Origin of the sequence: Stenotrophomonas chelatiphaga (assembly GCF_001431535.1) — a bacterium.
Taxonomy (GTDB): Bacteria; Pseudomonadota; Gammaproteobacteria; order Xanthomonadales; family Xanthomonadaceae; genus Stenotrophomonas; species Stenotrophomonas chelatiphaga.
Genome location: NZ_LDJK01000105.1, coordinates 1 through 13,803 on the forward strand (window position 1 = coordinate 1; position 13,803 = coordinate 13,803).

Consider the following 13,803-nt stretch of genomic DNA (forward strand, 5'->3'; position numbering starts at 1 on the left):
CCCCCAGCTTCAGCCTGAAAGCCACCCGCGAGGGGGTCCCACCCGCTCGCCAACCTCAGTAGCGCATGATCGGCGGCACGGTGCAGCTGGCAATCTGCGCATGCGCAGATACCGCATTCTCCTGCTCGCCGCGCGCCAGGCGCGCCTGTTCAATCGTCGCCCAGTGCCGGCGGCACAACGGGCCGGTCTTGGAGCCCAGCTGGATCGCCTGCTGCGCGAACTGTTCAGCCGGCGCCCACTGGCCCTGCAGCAGCGCGATCTCGGCGCGTTCCTGCAACACTGCCGGATCTTCCGCCACCAGGCCCAGCGCCTGGTCCAGATGCGCGGCAGCGGCCGCCAGGTCACCGGCCTGGCGCTGGGCGTGCGCAGACTGGCGCAGGTCGTCGACCTGCGGATCGCGCAACGGCGCCACCGACAGCTCCTTGTCATCAGGACCGGCGGCGGCTTCAACGGCGGCCATGCGCTGGGCCGGCGTGGTGGTATCCACCGGTGCCACCACCGGCGGCGGCGCGCTGACACAGGCAGCCAGCGAGGCGCTCAGCGCCAGCGCAAGCAGAGACACGCGCGGAAAACGGAAAGACATGGCAATCACCTCGGGGACGTCGAAGGCGCTGGCTGCGCCGAAGGTTCTGCCGGCGCGTCCGGCTTGGGATCCAGGCCGAACCAGCTGCGCCAGCCCCCACCCTGCTCGCCGCCCTCTTCGGGCAGCGCGGCGGGCGGGGCACACGGCGCGTACGCCGGCGCATAGCCGACCACGAACGGGAAGCGGCGTGCGCCCGGACAGGTTTCATCGGTCGATCCGCTGCCGCTGGCTTCAACGTACTGGTAGTCCAGGCCCTTGTCACTGACCCGCAGCGGCGCGGTCGGCAGCCGCGAGAAGATGCCGGACCAGACCCGCATCGCGCCGGTGGCGCCGAACAGGCCGGTCTGCTCGTTCTGATCGTTGCCCATCCACACCACCGCCAGGTGGTCACCGGTGTAACCGGCATACCAGCTGTCACGGCCATCGTTGGAGGTACCGGTCTTGCCGGCGGCCTGCAGGCGCGCCAGGCCATCGGCGTTCAGGCGCTGGGCGGTACCGCTGGACACCACCTGCTGCAGGCCGATGCTGATCAGGTTGGCGGCAATCGAATCGCCTTCCTGGGCCGGCGCCGGGGTCTTGTCGTAGCGCTTCAGCAGCTTGCCCTGCGGGTCCAGCACGCCACGCACCGCATGCAGCGGCTGTATTTCACCGCCGGATGCCAGGAACTGGTACAGCTGGGCCATCGCATACGGGCTCTGGTCGGTCGCGCCAAGGATCACCGCCGGATTCGGTTCGGCCTTGATCCCGGCCAGCACGTGGATGAGCTGGGTCACACGCTCCGGGCCCACCTGCATGCCGACCCGCACGGTGGCCTGGTTGTACGAATGCGCGAGCGCATCGACCAGCCGCACGGTGCCGTGGCTGCGGTTGTCCGCATTGCCCGGCGACCAGTTGCGGTTGCGCCCCAGGTTCACGGTGACCGGCGAATCATCCACCCAGCTGGCCAACGAATAACGGTCCGGCTGGGCAAGCGCCAGCAGGTACACGAACGGCTTGAGCAGCGAGCCGACCTGGCGCTGCGCCTCGATGGCCCGGTTGAAGCCCGGCGCGGAAACATCACGGTTGCCGACCACCGCCAGCACATCACCGTTGTGCACGTCGGTCAGCACCAGCCCGGCCTGGATTTCCGGTCGCTTCTTGTTTTCCAGCGACTTCACGGTGCGGGTCACCGCCCCTTCGGCATAGGCCTGCGCGGACGGCGCCATGCCGCTCATAACGCTCATGCCTGCGCCCTGCAACACCGATTCCGGGTAGTCATGACCGAGCTGGCGCCGCACCAGGTCGATGTAGGCCGGGAACCGGTTGGCGGCGACGATGCCGGGGTTCTTCGGCACGCCCAGCGGTGCCTTCACCGCGCGCTGGTACTCCGCATCATCGATCAGCGTGGCTTCGTGCAGCTTGCCCAGCACGAAGTTGCGCCGGTCCAGCGCACGCTCCGGGTTGCGCCGCGGATCGTAGTAGGACGGCCCCTTGACCAGTCCGATCAGCAGCGCGATGTGCTCGCTTTCCAGCGAAGCGAGATCGCGCCCGAACCAGAACTCGGCACCGGAGGACATGCCATGGATCGCCTGGCTGCCGCGCTGGCCCAGATAGACCTGGTTGAGGTAGGCCTCGAAGATGGTGCGCTTGTCATACCGCGCTTCCATGATCAGCGCGAACAGCACCTCGTTGAATTTGCGGGTGACCGTCTGTTCCTTGCCGATGCCCAGCAGGCCGCTTCGTGCCAGCTGCTGGGTCAGCGTGGAAGCGCCCTGCCGGCTCTGTCCACCCGAGCGCACCGTCACCCACACCGCACGCGCGATCCCGGACAGATCGATACCGTGGTGACGGTTGAAATCCTTGTCTTCCACCGCCTGCAGGCCGGTGACCAACAGGTCCGGCGCTTCCTCCATGCGGATCAGGCGGCGCTCTTCCTGCTTCTGCCCGTACAGCGTGGCGATGCGCGCAGGATCCATGCGCGCGGCCTTGAGCGCCTTGCGCCCTTCGGCATCACGCAGCGAGGCGATGCTGCCGCCGGACAGCGTCAGCTCCACCCGTCGCGGCGCCACGCGGCCGTCGACATCGTTGTAGCCGCGGCTGGAAATGGTGAAGCGCGAGCCCTGCACCGCGTAGGTCGCCGGCGCCTCACCGACGCCGTCATCGCGGTACGCCGAGGCGGCCAGCTCGGTCTTCAGCGTGGCAGCGTCCATCGCCTTGCCGGGCACCAGCACCAGCGGTCGCGCGTACACCCGCGTGGGGATCTGCCAGCGCAGCTCACCGAAGCGCTGGGTCACCTGGTGGTTCAGGTACACCGTATACGGAATGAGAAAGCCCAGCCCAAGCGCAACGGCGGCCATGCTCCAGGTGATCAACCGGCGGCGCCAGGGCGAGGGGCCGGTCTCGTTGTCGTCGTCGAGATCGTCGATGTCGTCGGAATCGTAGCGTCGGGGCACGGGCAGGGCGCGATATTTGAATGCGCCGAGTCTACCCCAGCCCTCGCGAAGACCGCTTGTCCCTGGCCGCGCGGTTGGCTTCAGTTCAACCAGTTGGGTGCCATCGCTGCAGCAACAGCCCTGGCCTGGGCCGTGCCCCCCGACTCAGCCCGGCAATCCACCGCCGCGTCCCAGCAGGCCATCACGCAGGCCCCTGCACATGAACACCAGCCGCTGCCAGCGCTGAGGAAGGAAAAGCGCATTGCCAACGAACTTGAGCACCAGCCGGGGCACATCCTGGGCTATCCATACCCGCGGGGTGTAGCGGCGGCGGTAAAGCAGCACCCGGTTGCGCATGATGAAGTACAGACGGAACGGTTTGTGCACGATCACACCGTCCTGCTTCACCCATGAAGCACGCAGCTCCTCGCCGATGCTGTGTGCCATCTGCGCATCGCAGATGCCGTGCAGGGAGAACCCCGCGCGCTTGGCACGGAAGCACCAGTCCATGTCGAGGTTGTCGATGAACAGCGCTTCGTCCATCGGTCCGATCCGCTCCAGCGCCGCCACTGGAATCAGAGAGCCCGAGGTAATCAGGAAATCACAGGAAATCCGCTGCCCGGCCCCACCGCGCAGTTTCCGGTTGAGCGGGAATCCAAAGCGAACAAACGGTGCCAGCTCGCCGCTTCGCGCGTCGCGGAACTGCGGCCCCACGGCCGCCACATGCCCTGCCTGCTGCAGGTCAACCAGGGCCGTGCCCAGGGTCCGGACCATGCCTCCGGCAAGCACGCTGTCCTGGTCCATCAGCAGCACGTGCTGGAACCCCATCTGACGGGCGCGTTCGCAGGCACGGTTGAGTGCAGCGCCGAGGCCGACATTGAGCACCGATGGCACCACGCTGACGCGCTGCTGCCCGGCAAGCAGACCGGCCACGTCGACCGCGCGGCTGCCGTTGTCGAACACGACAACATGGCCCACCTGCGAAGCAACGCTTGCCACGACCTTCCGCAGCAGCACCGGATCCGGTCCGTAGGTCACGATCACCGCACAGACCATCAGCGCATCGAAATCGCTGGACTGCCCCGCGCCCGGGGTGTTGCGCAGGACGATCTCGGTTGGGGGAACAGCAGCAGACATGGCAGGCCGTGGCGGAAAGGTGCAGCGGCAGGACTATAGCGGACACCGACCGCTGCCGACAGCGCGATGGTTCAGCGTCCAATATCCCCGGCCTGCCGTACCCGTGCTTCAAACGCGGGCAGCTCAGCGAGCGTGGGCTGCCACTGGCGCGCCTGCTCGGCCGCGCGCGTGGCGAACCCCACATCGCCACTGCCCAGTCGTTCGCTGCCGATCGCCAACCACCGCAGGGCCAGCCGATTGCGCGCCAGCCCGATCGCCGCGGTGGTCGGTGCAAGGGTCTGCCATGCCTGCAGGCAAGCCCCGGCCGCTTCAACCCGGTTCTGCCGTAGCGCGTCTTCGAAGCAATGCCGGCTGGCGGGCAGCAGCCGCTTGGCGGCGGCCATCACACGCGGGTCGTCCGGGGCCAGCGACTGGGCTTCGCGAAGCGCGTCGAACGCGCTGGCGCCGGGCGGCGCAATCAACTGGCCGCGTGCCTCGGCCTGCTGCAGGCGCTCCAGCAAGCGCTCGAGCTGTTGCCTGCCTGCGCGCGAGGGTGCGAGGCGTCCCTGCTGTGATTGTCGCGCCACGCGGGCCCGCTCCACCTGCTGGCGTGCTGCGGCAACCTCGCGTGGCGATGCCTGCATGCGCTGCGCTTCATCGATCCGCGCCACGGCGTCGGCGAAGCGATAGTCCGCCGCGAGCCGCAGCCCCTCCTTGACCAGTGCCGCCGCCAGCCGTTCACGCTGTGCGGCAACCACCGCCTCGTCGCCGGCAGCGTCCAGCGCCGGTTGGAGCTGTGCGATGGACGCATCCAAACGTCCCCGCCGCAGCTCGCTGGCTGCGCGCCGGGCACGCGATTCGAGCGCCCGTGAAAGCGCTTCCTGGCTGGCTGGAACGTCAGCATGGCCGGGGTCGTAATCGCGTGCTCGCTGCAGCAGCCGCGCCGCCTGCCTGACATCACCTTCCTCACTGGCCGCACGGGCGCGCAGCAGGAGATCGCTCAACGCATCCTCGCGTGCTTCAAGCGCCGTCACGTCCAACGGACGCAGTTCCAGTACGCGCTGCAACAACGGCAAGGCATCATCGGGCGTGTCATCCAGTCTGCCGGCAGCCAGGGCCTGGCGCGCCTGGGCCAGCAGCGCGTCCAGACCCGCGCCCGCAGCGCGGCGCTCCCGAAGCTGCCGCGCGAGCGCCTCGCTGTCCTGCTGCGGCACCTGCAACTGCCGCGCCAAGGCCAGCGCCTCGGCGGCTTCCTCCAGCGCGCCGCTGGCCAGTGCAGCCTCGCCCGAACGCAGTGCTGCGGCGCCGGTTCGCGCAAGACCATCGCGGGCCTCGCTGCGATCGCCATCCAGCGCCAGGGCCGCCTGGAAGTAATCGCGCGCGCCGCGGCCATCGGCACTGCTCAGCTGCCCTGCTGCCAACGCACGATCGCCCTGCTCGATCAGCTGCTCTATCTGCGGCTCGTCCCAGAACCAATCGGCCAGCGGTCTGCGCAACAGGATCAGGGCCAGGAACAGCACGCCGGCAGCCAGCAGCGCCCACCGCCATATCCTGCGCGTGTGCCGCGCCTGCACCCACCACCAGCGCCCCTCCCGGCGCACGCGCTGCAGCGCGTCGTGTCCCTGCTCGCCTGCGCGACGCGAATTCCTGTCCATGTGCGAAGACTAGCCCGGTTGGCGTGAAGTTCAGCCCAGTCTGCGCACCTGGCTCACGCCCGGCAGTGCGTCCATCTTGCCCAACAGCGCGGACAGCTGGTCGAAATCGCTGACCTTCAAGCGCAGCCGGAGGTGCGCCTGGCCGCTGTTGCGCACGTTGTCACTGTGGATGTCCAGCACATAGGCGTCTTCCTGTGCGATCAGGTTGGTGATGTCCTTCAACAGCCAGCGTCGGTCCACCGCATCGACCACCACGTCCACTTCGTAGCCGCTGCCAGCCTGGCCCCATTCCACCGGCAGGATGCGCTGCGGGCTGGCCGCCGACAGGCGCGCCAGCGACGGGCAGTCGGCACGGTGCACGGTCACCCCGCGGGTACGCGTGAGGTAGCCCACGATGGGTTCACCGGCCACCGGCTGGCAGCAGCGCGCCAGCTGCACCAGCAGGTTGCCCACGCCCTGCACGGTGAACTTGCTTTTGCCCAGGCCTTCGCGGCGTGCCGTCGGGCGCGGCAGCGCCGGCGGCGCCGGTGGCTGGTTGGCGGCCCGTTCGGCCTCCAGCAACGCGCGACTGACCTGGTTGGGACCGGTGTCTGCCAGTGCCACCTGGATGTACAGGTCCTCGACACTGTCGGCATGGAACTTCTTCAGCACGGCGGACAGGTCCGCCTGTGCCAGTCCCAGGCGTTTCAGCTCGCGGTCCAGCAGCTCGCGACCGGCCTGCACGTTGCGCGCGCGGTCCAGCTTGTGGAACCAGTTGCGCACCTTTTCGCGCGAACGGTTGCTGGCCAGGTAGCCATTGGCCGGCAACAGCCAGTCGCGCCGCGGATCGGCTTCCTTCGCGGTCAGGATCTCCACCCGGTCACCGCTGCGCAGCCGGTAGGTCAGGGGCACAATGCGCCCGTTGATCTTCGCGCCGCGGCAGCGGTGCCCGACCATGGTATGCACGTGGTAGGCGAAATCCAGCGGCGTCGCCCCCTGCGGCAGGTCCATCACCTCGCCCTTGGGACTCAGCGCATACACCCGGTCTTCGGTGAGCTCGGCATCCAGCGCGCCGGCCAGGCCACTGGCCGATGCCTCCTGGGCCTGCTCCAGCAGCTGCCGCATCCAGGTGATCTTGCGGTCGAACGCCTTCTCCCCGCCCTTGCCGCCCTCCTTGTACTTCCAGTGGGCGGCCACGCCGAGCTCGGCCTGCGCGTGCATGTCATGGGTGCGGATCTGCACCTCGATCGTGCGCCCTTCCGGACCGACCACCGCGGTATGCAGCGAGCGGTAATCGTTGGCCTTGGGACGGGCGATGTAATCATCGAATTCGCTGGGCACCGGCGCCCACAGCGCGTGCACCACGCCCAGCGCGGCGTAGCATGCCCCGACGTCGTCCACCATCACCCGCACCGCGCGGATGTCGTACAGCTGGTCGAAGGACAAGCGCTTCTTCTGCATCTTCCGCCAGATGCTGTAGATGTGCTTCGGTCGGCCGCTGACTTCGGCGTTGATGCCATTGGCCGCCAGGTCGCGTGACAGCAGCTTCTTGACGTTCTCCACGTAGCGCTCGCGGGCAATCCGCGTCTCGTCCACTTCGCGTGCGATGCGGCGGTAGGTGTCCGGCTCGAGGTAGCGGAACGCCAGGTCTTCCAGCTCCCACTTCAGCTGCCAGATGCCGAGCCGGTTGGCCAGCGGGGCATGGATGTCACGCGTCAGCTGGGCCAGCGCGCGACGCTGCTCTTCGTCGTCCAGTCGGTCCGCCGCGCGCATCCGCGCAAGCTGCCGGGCCAGCAGCAGCGGCACCACGCGCAGGTCCTGGATGATCGCCAGCAGCAGCCGACGCAGGCCTTCACTGTTGCGGCCCGCCTCGCGCCCGGCATGCAGCGCCCACACCTGGTCTGCGGCATCCAGGCCGTCCAGCAGCCCGTTGACTGCGGTCGGGTTGCCCAGCGGCAGGCTGGCACTGCGCTCACGCAGCGCCGGCAGGTCGAACAGCAGGGCGGCCACCAGCGAGCTTTCGTCGGCCGACAGCAGCGCCAGGGCATCGAAGGTGTCGCCCAGCACCGACCAGTGGGCCTCGACACCGCCCTGGTGGCCGGCCAGCGTCCACTGCCCGAGCAGTGCCGCGCGCAGCGGTTCGTGGACCGCTGAGGCGGAGGGGCGGTTCAACAAGGCATCCAGGCCGGGTACGGAAGCGCGGTTCACAACGATCACGGATAAGACAGGTACGACCTACACTAGCGCCGCACCCGTTCAGGAACAATCGTTGCGCGGACATCCGGCCGCCTATGTTCATGCCCGGCGTGGCTGGCCTACACTCGGCCCACGCCCTCCGGAAGCCGCCCCATGTCCCTGCCCTCGCCCCGACTGCTTGCCTGCTCGCTCGCCCTGCTGGCGTTTTCCTCGACGGCCTGGGCCCAGCGCGTGATGGAGGGCGACCTGCAACAGCAGATGAGCCCGGCCGAGTTCAAGGCTGCCGGACTGGACAAGCTGCAGCCAGCCGAACTGGCCAGCCTGAATCGCTGGCTGCAGGGCAAGGTCGAAGCCGCGTCGGCCGCCGCCGTGCAGGTCGCGCGCGAAGAGGGCCGCAAGGCCGTCGTCGAAGAGAACCGCGGCTTCTTCGACTTCGGCAGCCGCGAGCCGATCACCAGCGTGCTGCCCGGCGAATTCCGCGGCTTTGCCCAGGGCCGGGTGTACGTACTGGCCAACGGCCAGCACTGGGAGCAGACCGACAGCGCCAACGTCGGCGGCGTGCGTCGCCAGGATCCGCAGGTCAGCATCGCCCCATCGGTGAGCGGTGCCTGGTATCTGCAGATCCCCGGCGTCAACACCCGCGCCAAGGTGAAGCGGGTGAAGTGACGGCGGGCCGGGCCTAACGCGCCCGGCCGGGCTCCGCGCTAGCGTGCCTTGTGTAGTTCGGCGACGCGCTGGGCGACCTTCTTGGCTGAAATGCCGCCGCGCCCGATCAGCTCCTGCGCGAACAGCGACACGCGTAGTTCCTCTATGTCCCAGCGCAGTGCCTGCCATTGCGGCCGGTCCTGCATGCCTTGCTCGCGCGCCTTCTGCAGCGCCTCCAGGAACGGATGCAGTTCCAGCATGCGGGCCTGGTCGCGCGGCGGATCGCGCTTGGCGCGTTCGGTCCGCAGCAGCATCGCCTTGAGATAGCGCGGATACTGCGACAGCGCGTCGGCAGGCGTGTCACGCAGGAAGCCGGCATGCACCAGCCCGGCCAGCTGCCGCTCCATGTCATCCAGGTTGCCGCGTGCCCAGCCCATCAACGGCGCCTCCAGCGCCGGCTTGATCTCAGCCACCAGGCCGAGGATCGACTCGGCCAGCTTCAGCCGCTCCATCGCTTCGGCAAACAGTGACCTGGCCGCGCTGTCGCGCCGCTGCGCGAACGCCTGCGGGTCACGGATCGCATCCAGACCGTCGGCCAGCACGGCATTCATCGCCGCGTCCACGATGTCACCGCGCAGCCGCTCCTGCGACTCGATGGCCGCATACAACAAGCCGGTTTTCGGCGACACCGGCAGCTGCTTGCGCGCCTGCTTGGCCTTCTCGGCCAGGCCGATCTCCAGCAGTCGGCGCACGCCGCGCGGATGCGCTTCAGCGGCCTGCTGCGGATCGGCGAAGATGCGCAGCGCAGCCGAATCCCCTTCATCCACCAGTGCCGGGTAGGCCGGTACACCGGCTTCGCCGGGCACCTGCAGCGGGATCGGCGCAGGCGGGAAATCGCGCAGGCCTTCTGCCGCCATGTCACGCCCGGCGCGCGCAGCGAAGGCGTGCCCGGCCTGGTCACCAAAGCGTGCGCGAAGCCCGTCCAGGTCACGCGAGGTCGCCAGTACCTTGCCCTGCTCATCGCGCAGGCGCAGGTTCATGTGCAGGTGGGTATCGACCGACTCCAGGTCGAAATCGAGCGCGGCCACCGCCGCCCCCGTCGCGCGCGACAGGAAGCGCGCCAGCTCGCCGCGGATGTCATCGGCACTGGGCTGCGGGAACGCTTCGGCGAAGGCCCGGGCGAAGTCCGGTGCCGGCACGTAGTTGCGCCGCATCGCCTTGGGCAGGCTGCGGATCAACGCCGTGGCCTTGTCCGCCACGAAGCCCGGCGCCAGCCAGCCCAGTTGCACCGGATCCAGTGCATTGAGCAGGTGCAGCGGCACGTCCAGGGTCACGCCATCGTCGTCGGCGCCCGGTTCGAAGCGGTAGCTCAGCGGCAGCCGGGCATCGCCCAGCGCGAAGTATTTCGGGAACCGGTCTTCTTCGCTGCCTTCGCCCGGCAGCAGATCGACCAGTGACCAGGACAAGCCATGCCGCTGCGCAGGCGGCAGGCTCTTCCACCAGGCATCCAGTCCGGCCGCGGAATGGATCTCCGACGGAATCCGGTCCAGGTACCAGCGCGCCTGCCAGCCTTCGTCGGCGACGATGCCGGCGCGGCGCAGCTTGGCTTCTTCCTCGCGCGCATGTTCCAGCACCTTCTGGTTGTCGGCGACGAAGCTGGCGCGGGTGGTGATTTCACCGGTCACCAGCGCCTGGCGAACGAAGATGTCGTGCGCTTCGGCCGGTTCGATGCGGCCGTAATGCACCGGCTTCTTCGGCGCCAGCACCAGCCCGAACAGGCTGATCTGTTCCGAGGCCAGCACCTGTCCCTGCGCGCGTGACCAGTGTGGATCGAAGTGCTTGCGCAGCAGCAGGTGCGGCAGCTCGGCAATCACCCAGTCCGGCTCGATCGCCGCATTGGTCAGGCCCCATATCTTCTGCGTATCCAGCAGGGTGGCGGCAAGCAACCACGGGGGCGGCCGCTTGGCCAACGTGGAGCCCGGGAACGGTTGGAAGCGGCGCTGGCGGGGTGCCTGGAAATCGCCTTTTTCAGTCCGGTGGCCGATCTGCGTGGGCAGCCCGGCGATCAGCGCGCGGTGCAGGGTCTGGTAGGCAGCCGAACGGGCGCGTTCGCTGAAGCCACCGCCTTCCGGTACCTGTTCCTTCTGCGCACGCACCGCCACCGGCGCAGGCGCCTGCTCGGCCGGCTTGCCCTCGCGCGCCAGTCGCGCGGCGCGGTGCAGCTGGCCACGCGTGGCCTTGATCGCAGTGGCGTCGTCGCTGGCCGCGGCCGGTGCCTTGCTGCCGGCCAGCAGCGGCGCCAGCGAGGCCTCGCTGGCCTCTTCGGTCCAGCCCAGTTCCTCGCACAGCAGGCGCAGCTGTCGATGCAGCTCGCGCCATTCGCGCATGCGCAGGAAGCCGAGGAAATTGCGCCCGCACCAGTCACGCAGCTTGGATTGGGTCAGGTCTTCATGTGCCTGCCGGTAGGCATCCCACAGCCGCAGCACGCCGACGAACTCCGAGCGTCCATCCGCGAACTGGGCATGCGCGTTATCTGCGGCGCCACGGGCTTCGGGCGGACGCTCACGCGGATCCTGGATGCCCAGGAACGAGGCGATCACCAGCATCGGCTTCAGGCAGCCGGCCGCCTGCGCGGCCACCAGCATGCGCGCCAGCTTGACGTCTACCGGCAGCCGCGCCATCTGCTTGCCCACGGCAGTCAAGCGGCGCTCGCCATCGACCGCGCCGAGCTCGGCCAGCTGCTGCCAGCCGTCGGCAACCGCGCGCTCGTCCGGCGCTTCCAGGAACGGGAAATCTTCGATCCGTCCCAGGCCCAGCTGCAGCATGCGCAGGATCACCCCGGACAGGCTGGAGCGCCGGATTTCCGGATCGGTGAAGTCCGGTCGGGCCTGGAAATCAGCCTCGGCGTACAGGCGGTAGCAGATGCCTTCGGCCACGCGTCCGCAGCGGCCCTTGCGCTGGTTGGCGCTGGCCTGGGAGATCGGCTCGATGTGCAGGCGATCCAGCTTCTGCCGCGGGCTGTAGCGCTTGACGCGGGAGAACCCCGGATCGACCACGTAACGGATGCGCGGCACCGTCAGCGAGGTCTCAGCCACGTTGGTGGCCAGCACGATGCGCCGATTCGGGCCGGGGTTGAACACCCGGTCCTGGTCCTGGTTGGACAACCGCGCGTACAGCGGCAGCACTTCGGTGTTGCGGTACTTGCGCCGTTCCAGCGACTGGTGCGCATCGCGGATCTCGCGTTCGCCGGGCAGGAAGATCAGCACATCGCCACGTGCATCCAAGCGGGTGATCTCGTCGATGGCACTGACGATGGCATCGTTGACCGTGCGTTCGCCCTGCGCTTCGCCTTCCCCTTCCAGCGCGCGGTAACGCACTTCGACCGGATAGGTGCGCCCTTCCACGCTGATCACCGGTGCATCGTCGAAATGTTCGGCAAAGCGGCCGGTATCGATGGTCGCCGAGGTGACGATCAGTTTCAGGTCCGGGCGCTTCTTCAGCAGCTGTTTCAAGTAGCCGAGCAGGAAATCGATGTTGAGGCTGCGTTCGTGTGCCTCGTCGACGATGATCGTGTCATAGCGCGACAACCAGCGATCGCTGGCGATCTCGGCTAGCAGGATGCCGTCGGTCATGAACTTGATGCGGCTGTCTTCGCTGACCTTGTCGTTGAAGCGCACCTGGAAACCCACCAGCTGGCCCAGTTCGCTGTTCAATTCCTGTGCCACGCGGCTGGCCACCGCACGCGCCGCGATCCGCCGCGGCTGGGTGCAGCCGATCATCCCCGCCTCGCCGCGGCCGGCAGCCAGGCACAGCTTGGGCAGCTGGGTGGTCTTGCCCGACCCGGTTTCACCGGCGATCACCACCACCTGGTGGTCACGGATCAGCGCGATGATCGACTCGGCTTCACGCGCGATCGGCAGCTGCGGGTCCAGAGTAATGGCCGGTTTCTGGCTGGCCCGTGCCTGGCGGCGCTGTACCGACGCCTGCAGTGCCTGCTCGAACGCCTGCGCCAGCCCTGCATCCTGCGGCTTGGACTGCCAGCGCGAGAGCATGCCGAGCAGGCGCCCCCGGTCGCGGGTCATCGCGCCGTCGAGGGCGGTCCGCTGCTGCGACAGGCGGAAGGCCGGGTTTTTTTCAATAGAGTTCATCAATCGATTCGTTTAAAAACTTGATAGCGACCAGACATTAGTTCTGGTCTATCGTGAAGATCATCTCATCCACAAGGAGAAACGTCCCCATGGCAAAGACCAAGAGCATCACCAAGGCCCCGGCACTGGCAAAGGCGAATGCCGCCAAGACCGGCAAGCAGAAGCTCGCTGCGGCCGCACCGTCGGCACCGGGTATTGATATCGGGATCAAGGAAGGCGAGCGCAAGAAGATCGCCGACGGGCTGTCGCGCTACCAGGCTGACGCGTTCACCTTGTACCTGAAAACCCACAACTTCCATTGGAACGTGACCGGGTCGATGTTCAACTCGCTGCACGCCATGTTCGAAACCCAGTACACCGAACAGTGGGCCGCCCTGGACGAGGTGGCCGAGCGCATCCGCGCACTGGGCTTCAACGCACCGGGCTCCTACCGCGAATTCGCCGCGCTGACCTCCATCCCGGAAGAACCCGGCCTGACCAACAGCGCCGACTGGCGTGAAATGGTACGCCAGCTGGTGGTCGCCAACGAAGCGGTCTGCCGCACCGCCCGCCAGGTGCTGGACGTGGCCGACGACGCCGACGACGCCCCGACCGAAGACCTGATGACCCAGCGCCTGCAGACCCACGAAAAGTACGCCTGGATGCTGCGCTCGCTGCTGCAGTAATCCCTTCCGGGCTTCGCCCCTTCGGGATTTCCATGATTCCGTACCGGAATCATGGACCCTGCTTCATTCGCCTGCCTATCCCCGCGCCTGTCGGCGCGCCCCCCTTAACAAAGGGGGGCTTGCACGCTGTTGGATGGCGTGGGTGGTGCGGTGCAGGGTGTCTGATGGTTTCCGCCGAGCACGGCTCGGCGCTACCGGAGCTCCGCTCCTTACTGCCCCCGCATCCCTCCTATCCCCCGCCGTCGGCGCGTCCCGTTAACAAAGGGGGCTTGCACGCTGCTGGATGGCGTGGGTGGTGCGGTGCACGGTGTCTGATGGTGTCCGCCGAGCACGGCTCGGCGCTACCGAGGCGGCCGATGAACTGTCGGAGGTGGGGCGGGGAGGATTGGCGGGGGCGTTGAGCGC

Annotated in this window: 8 protein-coding genes; 2 read left to right on the forward strand and 6 right to left on the reverse strand. The window is 68.1% G+C overall.

Annotation, left to right across the window (positions count from 1 at the left end):
* Window positions 1-55: 55 nt before the first annotated feature.
* The 5 genes from ABB28_RS16955 to ABB28_RS16975 all read right to left on the reverse strand — a co-directional run bounded on the left by ABB28_RS16955 (window position 56) and on the right by ABB28_RS16975 (window position 7,952).
* Window positions 56-583, reverse strand: coding sequence for a hypothetical protein (locus ABB28_RS16955; protein WP_057687542.1), 528 nt, complete (start codon window positions 581-583; stop codon window positions 56-58).
* 5 nt (window positions 584-588) lie between these two features.
* Window positions 589-3,015: a penicillin-binding protein 1B gene (gene mrcB / locus ABB28_RS16960; protein WP_057687543.1), complete on the reverse strand. Its 2,427-nt coding sequence runs from the start codon at window positions 3,013-3,015 to the stop codon at window positions 589-591.
* A 144-nt stretch (window positions 3,016-3,159) separates the two neighbouring features.
* Complete coding sequence (locus ABB28_RS16965) at window positions 3,160-4,131, reverse strand: glycosyltransferase family 2 protein (RefSeq protein WP_245625368.1); 972 nt, start codon at window positions 4,129-4,131, stop codon at window positions 3,160-3,162.
* A gap of 71 nt (window positions 4,132-4,202) precedes the next feature.
* Window positions 4,203-5,765, reverse strand: coding sequence for a hypothetical protein (locus ABB28_RS16970; protein WP_057687544.1), 1,563 nt, complete (start codon window positions 5,763-5,765; stop codon window positions 4,203-4,205).
* Window positions 5,766-5,795: 30 nt separating this feature from the next.
* A complete protein-coding gene (locus ABB28_RS16975; RefSeq protein WP_057687549.1) occupies window positions 5,796-7,952 on the reverse strand; it encodes a RelA/SpoT family protein in 2,157 nt (718 codons plus the stop codon).
* A gap of 141 nt (window positions 7,953-8,093) precedes the next feature.
* On the opposite strand from ABB28_RS16975, the gene ABB28_RS16980 reads away from it, so the two are divergent.
* Window positions 8,094-8,606, forward strand: a complete 513-nt coding sequence (locus ABB28_RS16980) for a hypothetical protein (RefSeq protein WP_057687545.1) — start codon at window positions 8,094-8,096, stop codon at window positions 8,604-8,606.
* Between the two features lie 38 nt (window positions 8,607-8,644).
* On the opposite strand, the gene hrpA is transcribed toward ABB28_RS16980, so the two are convergent.
* Window positions 8,645-12,733: an ATP-dependent RNA helicase HrpA gene (gene hrpA, locus ABB28_RS16985; protein WP_057687546.1), complete on the reverse strand. Its 4,089-nt coding sequence runs from the start codon at window positions 12,731-12,733 to the stop codon at window positions 8,645-8,647.
* An 89-nt stretch (window positions 12,734-12,822) separates the two neighbouring features.
* Here hrpA and ABB28_RS16990 point away from each other — a divergent pair, with 89 nt between their 5' ends.
* Window positions 12,823-13,398 carry a Dps family protein gene (locus ABB28_RS16990; RefSeq protein ID WP_057687547.1) on the forward strand — a complete coding sequence of 192 codons (576 nt, stop codon included), beginning with the start codon at window positions 12,823-12,825 and terminating at the stop codon, window positions 13,396-13,398.
* Window positions 13,399-13,803 lie beyond the last annotated feature (405 nt).

Bases quoted from the DNA above. Each gene is read 5' to 3' on its own strand.
- ABB28_RS16955 (WP_057687542.1), bottom strand. From the start codon at position 583: ATGTCTTTCCGTTTTCCGCGCGTGTCTCTGCTTGCGCTGGCGCTGAGC.
- ABB28_RS16965 (WP_245625368.1), bottom strand. From the start codon at position 4,131: ATGTCTGCTGCTGTTCCCCCAACCGAGATCGTCCTGCGCAACACCCCG.
- ABB28_RS16970 (WP_057687544.1), bottom strand. From the start codon at position 5,765: ATGGACAGGAATTCGCGTCGCGCAGGCGAGCAGGGACACGACGCGCTG.
- ABB28_RS16980 (WP_057687545.1), top strand. From the start codon at position 8,094: ATGTCCCTGCCCTCGCCCCGACTGCTTGCCTGCTCGCTCGCCCTGCTG.
- hrpA (WP_057687546.1), bottom strand. From the start codon at position 12,733: ATGAACTCTATTGAAAAAAACCCGGCCTTCCGCCTGTCGCAGCAGCGG.
- ABB28_RS16990 (WP_057687547.1), top strand. From the start codon at position 12,823: ATGGCAAAGACCAAGAGCATCACCAAGGCCCCGGCACTGGCAAAGGCG.